Annotated in this window: 13 protein-coding genes and 1 pseudogene; 9 read left to right on the top strand and 5 right to left on the bottom strand. The window is 58.2% G+C overall.

Annotated features, from left to right (window positions below; translation table 11 throughout):
- The first annotated feature begins 550 nt into the window (after window positions 1-550).
- The 3 genes and pseudogenes from IVA87_RS14195 to IVA87_RS14185 all read left to right on the top strand — a co-directional run bounded on the left by IVA87_RS14195 (window position 551) and on the right by IVA87_RS14185 (window position 2,846).
- Entirely contained in the window at window positions 551-1,408 is an 858-nt protein-coding gene (locus IVA87_RS14195; RefSeq protein ID WP_247333930.1) for a CmcJ/NvfI family oxidoreductase, read from the top strand.
- A gap of 86 nt (window positions 1,409-1,494) precedes the next feature.
- The gene (locus IVA87_RS14190; protein WP_247333929.1) at window positions 1,495-2,181 is read left to right on the top strand and encodes an SDR family oxidoreductase; all 687 of its coding nucleotides are present in this window, start codon (window positions 1,495-1,497) and stop codon (window positions 2,179-2,181) included.
- 216 nt (window positions 2,182-2,397) lie between these two features.
- Window positions 2,398-2,846: pseudogene (locus IVA87_RS14185) on the top strand (ketosteroid isomerase).
- 216 nt (window positions 2,847-3,062) lie between these two features.
- Here the strand turns inward: IVA87_RS14185 and IVA87_RS14180 are convergent.
- Window positions 3,063-3,821, bottom strand: coding sequence for an SDR family oxidoreductase (locus tag IVA87_RS14180; protein ID WP_247333928.1), 759 nt, complete (start codon window positions 3,819-3,821; stop codon window positions 3,063-3,065).
- A 208-nt stretch (window positions 3,822-4,029) separates the two neighbouring features.
- On the opposite strand from IVA87_RS14180, the gene IVA87_RS14175 reads away from it, so the two are divergent.
- Both IVA87_RS14175 and IVA87_RS14170 read left to right on the top strand, forming a co-directional pair.
- Window positions 4,030-5,754: a thiamine pyrophosphate-binding protein gene (locus tag IVA87_RS14175; protein WP_247333927.1), complete on the top strand. Its 1,725-nt coding sequence runs from the start codon at window positions 4,030-4,032 to the stop codon at window positions 5,752-5,754.
- A 143-nt stretch (window positions 5,755-5,897) separates the two neighbouring features.
- Window positions 5,898-6,716, top strand: a complete 819-nt coding sequence (locus tag IVA87_RS14170) for a GntR family transcriptional regulator (protein ID WP_346658355.1) — start codon at window positions 5,898-5,900, stop codon at window positions 6,714-6,716.
- A 94-nt stretch (window positions 6,717-6,810) separates the two neighbouring features.
- Here IVA87_RS14170 and IVA87_RS14165 read toward each other — a convergent pair whose 3' ends face one another.
- Window positions 6,811-8,310, bottom strand: coding sequence for a CoA-acylating methylmalonate-semialdehyde dehydrogenase (locus IVA87_RS14165; RefSeq protein WP_247333924.1), 1,500 nt, complete (start codon window positions 8,308-8,310; stop codon window positions 6,811-6,813).
- 104 nt (window positions 8,311-8,414) lie between these two features.
- On the opposite strand from IVA87_RS14165, the gene IVA87_RS14160 reads away from it, so the two are divergent.
- Window positions 8,415-9,302, top strand: coding sequence for a LysR family transcriptional regulator (locus IVA87_RS14160; RefSeq protein ID WP_247333922.1), 888 nt, complete (start codon window positions 8,415-8,417; stop codon window positions 9,300-9,302).
- 1,559 nt (window positions 9,303-10,861) lie between these two features.
- On the opposite strand, the gene IVA87_RS14145 is transcribed toward IVA87_RS14160, so the two are convergent.
- Window positions 10,862-12,355 carry an NAD-dependent succinate-semialdehyde dehydrogenase gene (locus IVA87_RS14145; protein ID WP_247333920.1) on the bottom strand — a complete coding sequence of 498 codons (1,494 nt, stop codon included), beginning with the start codon at window positions 12,353-12,355 and terminating at the stop codon, window positions 10,862-10,864.
- Between the two features lie 132 nt (window positions 12,356-12,487).
- On the opposite strand from IVA87_RS14145, the gene IVA87_RS14140 reads away from it, so the two are divergent.
- Together IVA87_RS14140 and IVA87_RS14135 are read left to right on the top strand one after the other, a co-directional pair.
- Complete coding sequence (locus IVA87_RS14140) at window positions 12,488-12,736, top strand: hypothetical protein (RefSeq protein WP_247333918.1); 249 nt, start codon at window positions 12,488-12,490, stop codon at window positions 12,734-12,736.
- A gap of 146 nt (window positions 12,737-12,882) precedes the next feature.
- Window positions 12,883-13,197, top strand: a complete 315-nt coding sequence (locus tag IVA87_RS14135) for a hypothetical protein (RefSeq protein ID WP_247333916.1) — start codon at window positions 12,883-12,885, stop codon at window positions 13,195-13,197.
- 259 nt (window positions 13,198-13,456) lie between these two features.
- Here the strand turns inward: IVA87_RS14135 and IVA87_RS14130 are convergent, their stop codons facing one another.
- Window positions 13,457-13,891, bottom strand: a complete 435-nt coding sequence (locus IVA87_RS14130; RefSeq protein WP_247333915.1) for a hypothetical protein — start codon at window positions 13,889-13,891, stop codon at window positions 13,457-13,459.
- Window positions 13,892-13,913: 22 nt separating this feature from the next.
- Window positions 13,914-14,213, bottom strand: coding sequence for a hypothetical protein (locus tag IVA87_RS35240; RefSeq protein WP_276576809.1), 300 nt, complete (start codon window positions 14,211-14,213; stop codon window positions 13,914-13,916).
- Between the two features lie 1,385 nt (window positions 14,214-15,598).
- Here IVA87_RS35240 and IVA87_RS14115 point away from each other — a divergent pair.
- Window positions 15,599-15,916 carry a hypothetical protein gene (locus IVA87_RS14115; protein ID WP_247333953.1) on the top strand — a complete coding sequence of 106 codons (318 nt, stop codon included), beginning with the start codon at window positions 15,599-15,601 and terminating at the stop codon, window positions 15,914-15,916.
- The last annotated feature ends 55 nt before the right edge of the window (window positions 15,917-15,971 follow it).

Raw genomic sequence — 15,971 nt, 5'->3', positions numbered from 1 at the left:
AGGCTCTTAATAACCTCCAAGAAGGCCTCCGGCATGCCCGCCGGGGGCCTTTCTCGTTGGGGCCAGCCGAGCGTGTTACTTCCTCACGGCGGTCCACTAGCGCCTGCCTGTTGGGAGCAAGTCAAATCTTTCGTAAATGATAGAGCGGAACACATGCTCCAATGTTCAACGACGCACGACCAGAAGAGCGTCGCCTGATCTTGCGAGCTGCGCACCTTGCATTTGGAGCTAGGATGTTACTCAACCGCTGCGCCACGTGGATTAAGATGGTGCGGAGACCACCCGATAGCTTCGATTCGATAGCCTTTCCCTAGTTTATATTGTTCGCCGCTGATCACTGGCGCGGACCCGGTACTGTCCTGCCTCGGTGCACCACGATGAGCGCACTACCGTAAAAGGCCAAATCGAGCTTCACGATGGGCCTTCGGAGTGTTCTGCTCAGCACCGCAGAATTTCCGCATCTTGGTCCTACTTTTCGCAGCTATTCTAACCTCGCTCTCGTATACATTTTCCCGTCTCGGAGCAGAGAGAATAACCATAGGGAGCGGCGATGAAAGTTCCTTCGGCGGCACAAGTCGATCGCGACCATTCGCCCGCCGTTCAAGGCCAAATTGCCTTTGCTCGACGCTCGGCGGGAGAACAAGCTCCGGAAATTGTGGTCCCCTCATCGGCGGAGCCGATGGTGAGCTATAACGTCACTGTGCGTGAGGCGCGTTCGATCGCGAGCGAACTTTCCCTGGAAAGAGAAGGATTCGCTCTCATTCAGAAGAAGGTATCTGCTACAAGTGAGCGCGATCCAGAGGTCTTGCGCGACAGGTATCTTCAAGAAATGGTCCCCTTCATTAGGGACTATTTCAACGCATCATGGGTCGTGCCTAAGCGAGACGCCGTTGTCATTCGCTCTATGGGTGAAAGTTCTGCTCCTTCTGTAGCCCAACAGAGCAGCGGTTTGGTCAGGCCATATCCAGCCGGGTTTGCCCATATTGATTATGCGCCGATTGCGGGCCCCGTGATGGCTGCGCGGGAAGATCAACTGCAAGAGATCCCCATTCGGACATATTCTCGATTGATGATCATCCAGACCTGGCATGCTCTTTCGGAGCCACCGCAGGATTTTCCCTTGGCTTTCTGCGATGGCAGTTCTGTCGTGGATACTGATCTAGTGGAGAGCGTATTCAGCGGTTATGGCATCCGACATAAGACATGGCTCGTTCACTATAGCCCACTTCACCGCTGGTATTACTTCCCGGAAATGACCTCAGACGAGTTCGCTCTGTTCAAGGGTTACGATTCTGAAGACGCCTATAATCCGAGATCACCTCACGCTGCATTTGACAATCGCCGCGCTTACCCTAACGCGAAGCCTCGCAAGAGCGTCGAGGCACGCTTCTTCGTGTACTACGAGTAAATACTTGGCGCGTTCTCGCCGTTATTCGACCATTCCCAAGCTCTAGGTGGAGCTTGCAGCCGTCAAAGAGGGGAGGCGTTGTTTAGATGAGATCAGTTCTAATCACGGGCGCAAATCGCGGGATCGGTCTTGCGCTAGCACGCCAGTACGCAACCGACGGCGCCCGCGTTTTCGCCTGCTGCCGTGATCCAGGCCGGGCCGATAAGCTGAGGGCGCTCATCGCATCATCTGGCGGTCGCCTGCAAACCGTACAACTCGACGTCGCCGACGAGGCTTCAATTGCATCTCTCAAGGCAGTTCTAGGCGATCAGCCGATCGATGTCCTCATCAACAATGCAGGCATCAGCGGATTGTCGGCCGATCGCATCGAGGCTCCAGGCTATCTCACTACGATGCGGGTCAATTCGCTCGCACCAATGCTTATTGCCCAGACACTTCGGGAAAATTTGACGAAGAGTAACGAGAAGAAGCTCGTGGCGATTACGAGCATCATGGGCTCCACCAGTACGGCTGGAGGTGGCAAGTACGCCTATCGCGCCTCGAAGGCTGCGCTCAACAACGGCATGCGCGGGCTGTCACGCGACTGGGCCCGAGACGGTATCTTGGTTGCTTTGCTAAATCCTGGCTGGGTCCAGACGGAAATGGTCAGCGGCCAGGCTGCTTACATCTCCGCCGAAGAGTGCGTGCGGGGTCTCATCGAGCGAATCACCGAACTCACGCCGGCCACCAGCGGCGTTTTTCAGGATTACCGCGGAGTAAGGATCCGCTGGTAAGCGCTTCACGTCTCAGCGCGGTTTCCAAGACGGATCAATCGCAACGCGCCAATATGTCAATCGTCGAGCGGCTGATTCCCGGAGCCCGCTTTGCTGCACAGTTCACACGCCGCGAATGAAGTAGAATCAGGCCAACGCTTGAGGTCGTCAGGTCGTCCGCGCAAATGCCAACGCAGCCGCTTCTCTCCCCAAGACGGACCTGCAGGAAGTACCCGGATGACAGAGCATTGTTATTGGCGTTTCTCGCGGGCCTTGCATCGCGCAATCAACGATCAGTGTTTTGCGGAAATCGAAGATCTGCTCGACAAACATGTTGAATGGGCGCTCAACGGGCCCATTGACATGTTTCCGTTTCTCGGCAGCCGGCACGGCAAGCATGCGGTGCTGAAAGTCATCCGTCACCTCGCCGGCAATATCCAGGTGCGACGTTTCGACCGCGAGATGACTATACTCGGGTTGGATTCTGCAGCCTCCATTTGCGCTGTTCGTTTGGTAACGGTGCTTCCGGAAAGCCAATTGTGCCTTGCCCAGTTCGCCCAGTTCAAGGCCGCCCGGCTCATCAATATGCGCGCGCTATCGACACGTTTGATCTCGTCGAGCAGGTCTTCGGCCGCTCTATTCACCTGCCGAACATCAGTGGCTGCGTGGCGGAAGGCGTTAGATAGAATTTCTCCAGACCAAGTCGCGGGAAGGCAAAGTCGCGGTTCGCGCGACTTTGCTGTCAGTGGCCCGGCTTTCCTGCACGGCGTGGTGGGATGTCGGGTGCCGCGAACCGACGTCAGGCTATTCTTTCAGGATCGGAACCTGTTGGATGTTCGATTCGATCCCAGTAAAACGATGTTCAATGACCTCGCAAACTTGAGGCTCGAATCGCGCCTTAGCTAAAGTGTCAGACCGCCATCTATGACGATGGTCTGTCCTGTGATCATGGGCGCCGCAAAGCCCAGATAGACGATTGTTTCGGCGATATCGTCGGGAACGCATCTGCGCCGCAGGGGAGTACGCTCGATGGAGCTTTGCCTTTGCGCCTCCGTCCACTCGATTTGCCAGGTGCTGTCGACGGCACCCGGGGCCACGGCGTTGATCCGGATCTCTGGGGCGAGACCTTGAGCAAGATGGCGCGTGACCGCGATGATACCGGCCTTGCTTGCGGCATAGGCCAAACTGGATCCTCTCGAGGTCAATGCTGACACTGAGGCCAAGCTTACGATCGCGCCTTTGGATTGGCGCAATGAGGGTGCAGCCGCGCGTGTGCATCGGAAAAGACCGATGAGGTTGGTGTCCAACACCGCCGACCACAGCTCGTCAGTAATGAGGTCAAGCTCGGAAGACGAAATCGACTTCCGCGCTCCCGGCGTTCCCGCATTGTTAACGAGAAGCTCGAGCCCCCCCATCTTGTCGACTGCGGCTTTTACGACTTCAGCTTCTTTCCCATCACCTATGGCGCCAGGAACACCGAATACGTCGTAACCATCGGCGCGGAGCTTGCTGACCTCCTCAGGCCCCCTTGGATCGTCGGGAAGGTGATTCAGCGCAACGGTGCAACCCGACTCAGCCAGCCGTTTCAGAGTCGCCAGGCCGATGCCTGATGCCGCACCGGTAACGAGCGCTCTTTTTCCCGACAGTTCATAGCGGATCATAGTCTCTCCTTCTTTGCTTTCTCTCAAAGCGAGCTCGGTAGCGGCCTGAGGGCTCGCCGGTCGCGACGAACTCGCGTTGACAGACTTTTTATATCATATAAAAAGCTCGCGCAACGCGAGATATCTCGCGCCGTACGGCTCACCTGTTCCGGTCGGATGCCAATTTCGGGCCGTTTACCGCGCTAAACCAGCAAAGAGATGGGGTAAGATGAACAATTCAAAGTTGTCCAAGGCAAGTCCCGCTATTGAGCCGGCCCGCCGCATGACCGGGGGACGCTTCATTGCAGAAACCATCAAGTCGAAGGGTATCTCTCACGTCTTCTTCATGGATGCCGTTCTGCGGCGGGCGCTCACCGAGATGGAAGATCTCGGAATCAAGCGGATTCTCGGGCACTCCGAAAAGGGAATCGCGTACATGGCAGACGGCTACGCGCGCGCATTGCGTCGCCCTGCCGTCTGCATGGCGCAGTCAGTGGGAGCGGCCAATCTTGCCGCGGCTCTCCAGGAGTCGTGGTTTGCCTACGCGCCCGTTGTTGCGCTGACGGGTCGCCACGCGGCCAACTACCAGTACCGAAACGCGTATCAGGAGCTTCCTCACGAGCCGCTTTACGCTTCCGTCACGAAGTTTAGAGGTCGAGTGGATGAGGTGGCGCAATTGCCCCATCTCCTACGCCAAGCATTTAGAGAGGCGACGACCGGTACCTCCCGGCCTGTCCATCTCGACATCACCGGCTATACAGGCGACATCGTTGGCGCCGCCGAATTCACAGCTAGCATCTTTCCTGAAGAGACCTTCGCGAAGGTGCCGGCTTTCCGTCCCTCTCCGGATGCCGAATCGATCAGCCGTGCTGCGGCCGCGATCGCAGCCTCGGAGCGTCCCGTGATTCTCGCGGGCGCCGGCTTGATGATGTCCGGCGCCGAAGGCGCCTTGAAGGCGTTCGTCGAGCACCATGGAATTCCCGTCGTCATGTCGCTTGATGCGAAGCACGCACTTCCGGAGTTTCATCCGCAAAATGGAGGCGTGGCCGGCACCTACTCGCGATCCTGTGCAAACAGGATCCTGCACGATGCAGACCTTGTCATCTACGTCGGCAGCGATACGGGTGACATGATCACCAACCACTGGAAGCTGCCGCGGCCCGAGACGCAAATTGTACAGATCGACATCGATCCGGCGGAGCTTGGTCGCAATTTCCCCGAAGCAATTGGTGTCCACGGTGACCCGAAGGCGGCTCTCGAGCGCCTTGCTTCGGAACTGCCGTCCCGTGCGCGGGCAGGATGGTTGCGAAAGGTTGCTGATTACGTCACCGAATGGCGGGCAGAAGCGGAGGTCGCGCGATCCTCTGAGGCGACGCCGATCAGGCCGGAACGTCTATGCCGGGAGATCTCGGACTGGCTTCCGAAAAATGCCATGCTGGTGGCCGACACCGGCTACGCATCGCACTGGAGCGGGACGCTCGTCTATCTCACCGATCCAGCTCAGGGCTACTTGCGTGCCGCCGGCTCATTGGGATGGGCCTTTCCCGCTTCACTCGGCGTTCAGTGCGCCATGCCAGATCGCCCCGTCGTCTGTCTAACCGGCGACGGAGGCTTCATGTATCATCTTCCCGAGCTGGAGACGGCGAGGCGGTATGGCCTCAACGTGATCACGATCGTGAACAACAATCATTGCCTGGGGCAGGGCAGGAGAAACATCGACATTGCCTACGAAGGAAGGAAGGGCAACAAAGAGGAGATCTTTGCCTACCGAGACACGGATTTTGCGCAAATCGCGCGCGATTTCGACTGCTTCGGTGTGCGAGTCGAGAAGCCCGGTGATTTCGCTAAGGCATTCGAGGATGCGCGGCGGTCCGGGAAGCCCGCAGTCATCGATGTGGTGACGGAGTTTGAGGCGCTCGCTCCATTGCCGTGGAGCCCGCCCGCCGGAAGCTAGCCGGTAACTGGCTCCAAACACCCCTTAAAGGGGCCCTCGTGGCCCCTTCAGCCTTTGTGGCTCCTTATCGCCATGATACATGGATTTGCCTTGAAGAGCAGGTCGATCAGAAGTCGCCAGTCGAGACGGGGAACGAACAGAAAATGAGAAAGGCAGGATCTCAACGCGCGGCGCCGTCTCCTTCCTCAGCCACACTTCCCATGCCTACCGCACTCGATTGGCTACACGTCGGACGTGATAACTTGCACGCAAGAGCATATTTGATGCTTCGCAAAGCACTTATGGCTGGTCGGTTTCGGCCCGGCCAGAGGCTGCTTCTCAAACCGCTGGCCGAGGAGCTCGGCGTCAGTGTCACACCTGTGAGGGAGGCGCTTTTGCGGCTAGCTTCCGAGCGTGGCCTTATTCCCCATCAGTCGCGCACGATGATGGTTCCAATCCTGAGCGTCGCCCGCTTCAGGGAAATTCGTGACATTCGAATTGAATTGGAAGGTCGTGCCGCAGAAGCTGCCGCGAACAACATCTCGTCGAACGACATCGTCGTGCTGGAGAAGATGCAAGAGCAGCTGATGCTCGCAAGGCGGCAGCGCGACGTGCAGACCGTGCTCGCAATCAATGAAGAATTTCATTTCAGGATCTACCGATCGTCAGACTTGCCTGTGGTCTGCGGACTGATTGAAAACCTGTGGGTTCAGATCGGTCCGCTTCTGACGCTTAATGATTTCAGTGCATCCACCACCGCAAAGGATCATCCACACCGATCGATCCTGGCAAGCCTAGCGGGAAGAGATGGTGCGGGCGCCCGCCTTGCTCTCGCAAATGACATACTCTGGGCCAGCACATACCTGGAGAAGGCCGTTATCGGGCTGAATCAGCCAGCAGAAGACAAGAATAAAAAGCGAAGTTCGGCTTCGACAGTCACGCAAACTGACGGCCAGGTCCAGGCCGCTGTCCGACGTCATTGAACAACATGTGCCGGACGGCACAGCCGAGGTTATGAGCACACCGCGCACCGGCGCGCTCGAGCGCGTCCGGAGCAAATGCTCGGTCGTCCAAAAGTCATCTCATTGTCGGCATTACAAATTCGGCTCCGGCCCGAATACCGGTGGGCCACCTGGTCGTGATTGTCTTTAGTTTGGTATAGAAGCGAACGCCTTCCGGACCATGCATGTGGTGGTCGCCGAACAGAGATGCCTTCCAGCCACCGAACGAATGGAATGCCATCGGCACCGGAATTGGAACATTGATGCCGACCATACCAACTTGGATTTGATGCGCGAATTCCCTCGCCGCATCGCCGTCCTTGGTGAATATCGCTGTGCCGTTGCCAAATTCGTGTCTGTTGATCATTTCGGCTGCATCATCGTAGGAATTCGCGCGAGCGACCGCTAGAACCGGACCGAAGATCTCTTCCCGATAGATCTTCATGTCTGTCGTAACGCGATCGAACAGTGTGCCCCCGATGAAATAGCCGTTCTCATGACCTTTACGCTTGAAATCCCGCCCATCGACCACGAGCTCCGCCCCCTCCGCCACACCTGCGTCGATATAGGCGCGCACTTTGTCGAGATGCTGTTTGGTCACCAAGGGGCCCATCTCGGCTTCGGGATCGGTGCCGGGACCAATGTTTAGCGCGCGCACCTTGGGCGCGAGCTTTTGCATCAAGCGTTCGGCCGTGGTCTCGCCGATCGGGACAGCAACCGAAATCGCCATGCAGCGCTCGCCGGCTGAGCCGTAGGCGGCGCCCATGAGGGCATCCACCGCCTGATCCATGTCGGCGTCCGGCATGACGATCATATGGTTCTTGGCGCCGCCGAGCGCCTGGCAACGCTTGCCGTGCCGGGTCGCGGTTCCGTAGATATAACGCGCAATTGGGGTCGAGCCGACGAAACTCACGGCCGCAACATTATGATCGGTAAGAAGCGCGTCAACTGCCTCCTTGTCGCCCTGCACGACGTTGAAAACCCCGCGGGGGAGGCCCGCTTCATCGAGCCATTTCGCCAGGATAAGAGAAGCGGAGGGATCGCGCTCGGATGGTTTGAGAATGAAGGTATTGCCGCAGGCGAGCGCAACGGGGAACATCCACATCGGGACCATCGCCGGAAAGTTGAACGGCGTGATGCCGGCGACAACACCCAGCGGCTGCCGCAGCGAATGGCTATCAACCCGCGTGCCGACGTTCTCCGTGATCTCCCCCTTCAAGAGCTGCGGTGCGCCGGTGGCGAACTCCACCACTTCCATTCCGCGCTGGACCTCACCCTTGGCATCCGAGAGCACCTTGCCGTGTTCGTCTGTGATGGCACTGGCAAGTTCGTCGATCCGTTCTTCAAGAATGCGCAAGAAGCGGTTGAGAATGCGCGCTCGCCGCAATGGCGGCGTGTTGGCCCAACCCGGGAAGGCGGCCCGCGCGGCAGCAACCGCAACTCTCACGTCGTCCGCTGAAGCAAGGCCAAGCGTACCGGATTGTTGACCATTTGCGGGATTGAACACCGGCGACGTCCTGCCGCTCCCGCTTTGCACCAGTTCGCCATTGATGAAGTTCAGAATGGTCGCGGACACGGCGATGCTCCTCTGCAAAACGCTTGATCACATCTGTTATTGAGTGCATGAGTTTACGCATCAACGACTGAATTTGCGGCTCCGTTGTGCAGAAAGCGTCGTTCATGGACTGGGAGAGGGTACGGATCTTCCTGGAGGTCGCACGTGCTGGTCAATTTTTAAAAGCGGCCAAGCATTTGCGGCTGAATCATGCGACCGTTGCGCGCCAAGTCACGGCACTGGAGAAGAGCCTCAACGTCAAGCTCCTTGAGCGCCATACGTCCGGCTGCACATTGACGGCGGCCGGCGAGGCCCTTGTGGCAGCAGCCGAACGCGCCGAAAGCGAATTTCTCAAAGTAGGGGGCAGCATCGGCGGTGCCGCTGAAGCAATCACTGGTACCGTGCGCGTCGGCGCGCCCGACGGTCTAGGAAACTATTTCCTAGCTGATCAACTGGGCGCACTCGCTGCCAAACATCCGGGATTGATTATCCAGCTCGTGCCCCTTCCGCGCACCTTTTCGTTGTCGGGGCGAGAGGCCGATATTGCGATCACTCTCGACAGGCCGAAGCAGGGACGACTAATCCTGTCCAAGCTGACCAATTATACGCTCAGCGTTTATGCGGCCGAAAGTTATCTGCTCCGTGAAGGCCAAATTGAAAAGCGCTCCGACCTGACAGGTCGGCTCTTCGTCACCCATGTCGAGGACTTCGCATACAGTCGGGCGCTCGATTACGCCTCGGCGCTTGGGGCGCTGATGTCGCGCAGATATGAGTGCGGCAGTGTGGTTGCCCAGATGGAAGCCGTGCGAAGTGGCCACGGTGTTGGCATTTTGCACGACTATGCCGCCTGTCGTTATCCCGAGCTGAAGCGTTTGCTTCCTGACGTGCGCTTCGTACGAAGCTACTGGCTCACTTCTCATCCGGATACTCACGAAACGCGCCGGGTGCAGGAAGTTCATCGGTTCATTGTCGCGTCGGTGAAAGCCGTTAGAACCAGCTTCGCGTCGGACTAGCCGGAGCGCATCAACCGAGGCGCTGGCCGTGGTCTTCGGCTGGCCAACATGAGCGTAGGTACATGGCGCAAGTTAGTCGCAGCTGGAAAAAACTGAAGATGCTCCCGAGGAACACGATATTCGTCCTCAACGCTCGGATTGGGCGGCTTGAGCGGGAAGCGCTGGAGGGGCAAACTCCCCCAAGTCGCCGGCGACAGATCCTGATTGAAGATGTGGCCGAGTCGCAGAAACTTCGCCAGTAGCAGCTGGTGTCCTGGGGCAGTACGATTCGGGACAAAACTGCATGCCGCAGGTTGGATGCTCACGATGGGCGAGGGCCATGTCTCTCCCCTCTTCGGAGCGCGCGCTCACCATCCCAGACGCAGGCGAACCCTACCGGTTGTCTCATGAATGCGATGAGGCTACCGCGCAGTGGATACCCTCGAGAGCGAAGTGAGCGCTTCAGAGGGTAACCATCAGGACAGTCGCCGAACTTCGGCAGGCAATCCGTCACATTCGTAAGCCGGACAAGCGAGTCGGTTTCGTTCACACAATGGGCTGTCTGTACGAGTCCGGCTCTGACCGAAGCGAGCAGGGAGCAGTGTGGTGTCGGCCTCGTGAGCATTTTCGTACACGCCCACTCAAGTCGCTACAAACAAGGATCTCGGCACTTCCCCGCGGCTTCCTGCGCGACCAAAAGTTATGCCGAGGTGCCGGGATAGCGATCCTCTTTACCCCGATCTTATGGACATCTATCCGGCTGGATTTGAAACCTTTGTTGAGCCTGGCAAACTCGCAAAGCCGCTCTGCGGAGGCTTTCAGTCCGAGATACTTTCGAGGTGTTGCAACCGTGGTGTGCAAACTGTTCAATATAGTTCAGCCCTGATGTCGCATTCTTTCGGAACAAGGACTTCCAGCAATGCGTGGTCCTGCGTCGCATGACGGCTGATCTTGATCTATCGATAGAGATCATCACCGTAACCGTGGGGGGCGGGCCGATGGCCTAGCACTGAGTCCCCGCAATTGCCATCTCGGGCAGCAAGAACGTCAGCGGGCGCTCGCCATCAGCCGCGGTCTGTTCGCTGCGGCGGACCAGTTTCAAGCAGGAATGGCGCGCGCGCCGGCAAGACTTAGCCCGGCTGCTAGCGATCGCAAAACAACATTTGGCTGCCGGGGATCAGCTAGCGTACCTCGACCTGCTCGATTGGGCCGACCTCAAGCCTCCTGAAAGCCCTTTGAGGAGTAGGGCGGTCCTTTGCGTGGCAGCCTATGTCCGTCAACTTGGCTGATCGCAAATATCATATTGCTGCTGCCGGCATGACATCCGCACTCGTTCAAGATGATTTGGTCCAACGAAGTTTATGCCACCAAGAGAGGGAGAGAAATTTCGTAAGAAGGCACGCCCGGATCATCGCTGGCATGGCATGGTCGACAAAGCGGCGCCTACCAAAAACGACGTAGCCTTAGCTTCCTGGTATTAGATCCGCAGGAGGCCGATATGAGAAATGACACCATGGTGTGGCGGAAACCCAAACGTGGACATCGCGAGGTCGGGCTCGAGCGCGGCTAAATACCTGGCGTCAAAGCCCTGCCATCATCACGTATTTGACCTCGACATATTCTTCCATGCCGTGACGGGAGCCTTCGCGGCCCAGCCCGCTTTCCTTGATACCTCCGAACGGCGCGACCTCGGTCGTGATCAGGCCGGTGTTGACGCCAACCATGCCGGATTCCAGGGCCTCTGCCACACGCCACACGCGACCGATGTCGCGGGAATAGAAATAGGAAGCGAGGCCGAAGGGCGAGTCGTTGCACATGGCGATCACATCCGCCTCGTCCTTGAAGCGGAACACCGGCGCAAGCGGGCCGAAGGTCTCTTCGTACGCGACGAGCGCATCGGACCTGACATTGGCGAGCACGGTCGGCTCGAAGAAGCTGCCGCCGAGCGCGTGACGCTTGCCGCCGGTGACGATCGTCGCGCCGCCCTCGACCGCGTCCGCGATATGCTTCTCGACCTTGTCGATCGCTTCCATGTTGATCAGCGGCCCCTGCACGACCCCAGCTTCGGTGCCGTCGCCGATCTTCATCGCCGCCACCTTCTTGGCCAGTTTCTCGACGAATTCGTCGTAGATCTTATCTTGCCCATAGAGGCGGTTGGTGCAGACGCAGGTCTGACCCATATTGCGATATTTCGAGATGATCGCGCCCTCGACTGCCGCATCGACATCGGCGTCGTCGAACACCACGAAAGGCGCGTTGCCGCCGAGTTCGAGCCCGAGCTTCTTCACGCCGACGGCGGCCTGCTGATACAGGATCTTGCCTACCTCGGTCGATCCGGTGAAGCCGACGAAGCGCACCGCCGGATGCTCGCACAGCACCTTGCCGATCGCTGACGAGTTGCCGGTGAGGATGTTGAAGACGCCTTTCGGCACGCCGGCCTTTTCAGCCAGTGCCGCGAGCGCCAAGGCCGAGAGCGGCGTTTCATTCGCGGGCTTGAGCACCACGGTGCAACCCGCGGCGAGCGCGGGCGACACCTTGCGGGTGATCATGGAGCACGGGAAATTCCATGGCGCGATGGCGCCACAGACGCCGATCGGCTGCTTGATCGCGAGCAGGCGCGCGTCGGGCCGCTGGGTCGGGATCGTCTCGCCATAGACGCGGCGAGCTTCCTCAGCGAAAAACTCGACATAGGCACCGCCGATATCGACCTCGCCGAGCGCCTCCGTCAGCGGCTTGCCCTGCTCGGAGGTGAGGATCAGCGCCAGGTCCTCTCGGCTGGCGGCGATCAGCTCAAACCATTTACGCAAGATGTTGGAGCGCTGCTTGGCCGTCAGCTTGGCCCAAGCCGGAAACGCTCGTCTGGCGGCTTCGACCGCCTGCGTCGTCTCAGCCGTGCTCATGACAGGGACTTTTGCCAGCTCGACGCCATTCACGGGATTTGTCACCGCTCGTGACGGCGTGCCGACCCATGCGCCATCGATGTAGCAGGCCTCCCGCAGAAGCGCCGGGTCCTTGAGACGCTCGCGCAGGCTCGACGAGGCTGGCTTGGCTTTTGCAGCGGCGGTCGAGGTCATCGCGTTACTCCTTGGGCTGTCGAATCCGAGCGATCTGGTAATACCATCGATGGCGAAAAAAGGCCGCGCGAGATACCGCGCGACCGAGTCAGGGAGGAAACGCCCCGAAGGGCACTGAAAGAAGCGCAGTGAGTGGATGAACTCGCTGGCAACCCCCACCTTGCACGAAAAGTCGTCAAATCCTGCAAGCAGACATCGCATACTCGTTTCGTTGGGAGGATTGGCGGCGTTGGCTCGGATAACTTGCAGCTTTTGTGCGAAAATGGCGGTCAGCTTGCAGCAACTTCTATTTGGAGCCGTCTTCACAAAAATATTCGAGTTCGCGGGCTGCTCATCGGCGGTACCCTGAACATTGATCTGTGCATTCGCGCGTACGTTTGATCGAGCTGGCTTCAGGTTTTGGAAATCAATCCCAATTAGTCAGCGCCTCGTCACGAGCGGCAGAGAAACATCCGGCTCGCGATCCAGCATGATCGCTGTGTGCTTTGGGGCAGGTGCGTAGCAAAACAAACTGACTTGAGAGCAAAATGCGCAAAGTCTCGATCGGAATTCGCTGGACACCTTCACCGCTTCGCGGCTGCCGTATCGGACTGCGCGAGCAGCTGGCGCTGCTCGGGATTTCAGGGGTTATTGTCACAGGCGCAATCTGCGCTGTCGCCATGCTCTACGCTAGCGGGGCGCAACGAGAGTTGAATGGGAGTAACGAATTCAAACGTCACGTCACGGCGCTGTCACAAACGTTCCTGGAGTCCGGGCAAATTGCGCGCGAATTCGTGCGCAAGCCCAGTGAAGCGTTTGTAAAAACGCATGCGGAGAACAATGAACGCCAGCTCGCGGACTAAGCCGTGTCGAGGAGTTCGTGACTGATCTACACGAGGAGACCCGCGCGCGGCGAGGACAAAGATGGCGACCAGCTCGTGGACTGTGAGGCGGAACTTGAGACGGACGTCGGGCAAGCCAACCTTCCTCCTGAGGTGACCTCGTCAATCCTGACGCTCATCCGCGCCTACAAAGCGGAGTTCCTGGCTGACGCGACGGTCTTGGCAATGCGCTGGCCAGATAGCAAGGCGAGCAGCCCCATGATCATGGTTGCTAGCGCAATTATCCAGATGGACTTCCGCCGAATGTGATCAGCATCGGCATCGTCGAGATGCGCAGCTTGGGGACATGGCTGAAGCGATTGAGAAGTTCAAGCTGCGAGCGAGTGAGGAGGGGCGGGCCGATCTCAATGCAATAACCGAACGGGATCGAGCGGCTGCCGATCAGCGCCGGGCCGACAGTTTTCGCCTTATAGCCGAATTCAAGGAGGCAGTTGGGCCGGTGCTTGAAACGTTCTTTTCCGCCTCCCCGCAGCTCGAAGCGTCCGCGCGAACTCTCACCTGTTCGGCAGATCAAAGCCAGAAGCTCTACGTCGAGGTGGCCGCCGCTTTGGAAGAGGCCTCCGCGAATGTTCAACGTGTCGCGGTTCGCGACAGGCAAAATGACGGCGACGATTGCGGAAGTCGGCTCGCTGGAAGGGCATCCAGCATGGCACACCAAGCCGTCCGAAACGCGGAACTCAGTGAACGGCGGGGCCCGCAGCCGCGGAGGAGCGGATTAGGAGTGTGGTCCAATTGATTGCCATGATCGCGCGGTAGACCAATCCGCTAGCGTTGAACGCGACAATTGAAGCCGCGCGCGCGGGTGATGTGGGCGGAGGCTTCGCCATTGTAGCCAGGAAGTCAAGTGCCTTGCCTCGCAAACCGCCCAAGCAACTGTAGAGATTGGCGATAAGATTGGCGCCGTCCAGGCAGCAACGAGCGAAGCCGGGAGAATAGTAGGTCAGCGTCATCATCTCTCGCAGCTGCGAGATCGCCATGGCTGCCGTCGCTTCAATTGAGAATCGGAAGGCGACCGGGCAGAGTGTCGCGCTCAACTTGCAGGAAGCTGCCGCGACTGTCCAGGTGGCCTCAAGCGCGGGCCGTCACGAACCTGGCAAGCGAAACGGGAGCAGCGTCGGTGCAGGCGCTCAAATCAACTGAGCAATTGTCTGACGATAGCTCTCGGCTAAAGCATCAGCTCGATCACGTCCTCAGCGGGATTCGAGCGGCCTAGCCTTGCGCACCAGGACAACATCATCTCGCCTCAGCAAGGTGTGTTCCAAGCGGTCGCTGCTCTGGGGCTTTGAAGGTGTGAGGCATTCTGCGTATGCTGCCGCCCGTCCGTTCTCAACCATTGGGCTCTCCGCACAACACGATAAAGCCATCTTATCTGCGGGAATGGAAGCGAACCATTTAGTGGTGGGATCTTGCCCGCGCGGGCGCGGCCTAGTTTTGATCGGCGATGCCGGTGCTCGCAAAAACCAGCCGGCCATGCCGTTGGCAGGCTCTTCCTTAGGTGATGCTCGCCAGTAAGGCGCAATGAAAGCGCGATTGCTTGCTGCCTCCGACAGCCAGGCTTTGCGGTGCCGCCGATGTGCCGCCCACGGGTTAGGCGATGACTTTAGTGTGAGTCACGGTGCGCAATCAAAAGTCGGGTCCCGCAGAAATCCTCGCATTTCAACTCACAGCGACCGATTCAAGGCGCGACGGCGACATCTCTCGCTAAATGCGGACGTCGCGATCGCATTGATCATCGACAGGCAGCCCATGCTTTCGTCATGAATTTGTATTAGTCAATCGTTAGCTCAGCTCGGAGGCGAAGATCGTGCTTCAGGCGGTTAGAACCATAAGACGTGAGCATCGTGGGCCGTTCCCCCCGTTATCGCGACAATCGGCGTTACGCATCCAAAAAGAAATTGCATCAACGACTATGTTTGCGAAGGAAACATTGCACTTTATCAGAAAGAAAAACGAGTACATTTCATTGACTGAAGTAAGATTGCTCTTACATTTTCAACGTCAGAGCGAAGTCATTATGCGGCAGTATAGTTCGGCAGCGCTGCTCGGCTCTATCTATTGCAGATCCGCAGCAAGCGATCTTAACGCCAGGCATCGCTCGCTCGTACAGCGATTTCGCGAGGATAGGGTTTCTATTGGGGGGGCCTATGCTTGATCCTGCAACCACAGCACTTCTCGTACCGTCCTTGATGAAGTCTGCGAACATATTTCCAATCATGATGCGGGAGCGCGCGCTCACGTCGACTCAAAGATGTTGGAGGTCGCTGCTCGAGGCGAGACGTCGCACGAACGCCTCAAGGAAATCGGACGTGAGGCTCTCACCGAGGCGCCAACCATGTGACTCCATTCGCAAAAGGTATGGGGTGTGAATTTCCAGGTCACCGTTCTGAAGATCCTGGTAAGCTATCCGGACGGCTTCGCGGTGATGGCTGATCTCAAATTCAGTATGGCGATACTTGCGACCAATGGACCTGACTGGATCGGTGCGCAGCACGCCGATTTCAAGCGGATGGCGGATCAGATCGTGGTTCTGACCACAAAGCTTGTGTCGTTGCAGGATCGAACCGTTGCCTTGACCGTGCCCCGGCTCTGCCGCGCACGTCACTCTGTTCTGAGACCGGCCGATTCTGTTGAAAAAAGCAGCTGTTGCGACGCAGAGATATCAGTGATTCAGTCTGTCTAATTGGCAGGACTGAAGATCATGATGGGGCATCGGCAAGTCGAACAGACCGCGTTGT

The organism is Bradyrhizobium sp. 147, assembly GCF_023073935.1.
GTDB lineage: Bacteria > Pseudomonadota > Alphaproteobacteria > Rhizobiales > Xanthobacteraceae > Bradyrhizobium.
This window is presented reverse-complemented; position numbering and strand designations above follow the sequence as displayed.

Excerpts from the sequence above, each read along its gene's own strand:
- IVA87_RS14195 (WP_247333930.1), top strand. The coding sequence starts at position 551 with ATGAAAGTTCCTTCGGCGGCACAAGTCGATCGCGACCATTCGCCCGCC.
- IVA87_RS14190 (WP_247333929.1), top strand. The coding sequence starts at position 1,495 with ATGAGATCAGTTCTAATCACGGGCGCAAATCGCGGGATCGGTCTTGCG.
- IVA87_RS14145 (WP_247333920.1), bottom strand. The coding sequence starts at position 12,355 with ATGACCTCGACCGCCGCTGCAAAAGCCAAGCCAGCCTCGTCGAGCCTG.
- IVA87_RS14175 (WP_247333927.1), top strand. The coding sequence starts at position 4,030 with ATGAACAATTCAAAGTTGTCCAAGGCAAGTCCCGCTATTGAGCCGGCC.
- IVA87_RS14135 (WP_247333916.1), top strand. The coding sequence starts at position 12,883 with ATGCGCAAAGTCTCGATCGGAATTCGCTGGACACCTTCACCGCTTCGC.
- IVA87_RS14160 (WP_247333922.1), top strand. The coding sequence starts at position 8,415 with ATGGACTGGGAGAGGGTACGGATCTTCCTGGAGGTCGCACGTGCTGGT.
- IVA87_RS35240 (WP_276576809.1), bottom strand. The coding sequence starts at position 14,213 with ATGGCGATCTCGCAGCTGCGAGAGATGATGACGCTGACCTACTATTCT.
- IVA87_RS14180 (WP_247333928.1), bottom strand. The coding sequence starts at position 3,821 with ATGATCCGCTATGAACTGTCGGGAAAAAGAGCGCTCGTTACCGGTGCG.
- IVA87_RS14170 (WP_346658355.1), top strand. The coding sequence starts at position 5,898 with ATGAGAAAGGCAGGATCTCAACGCGCGGCGCCGTCTCCTTCCTCAGCC.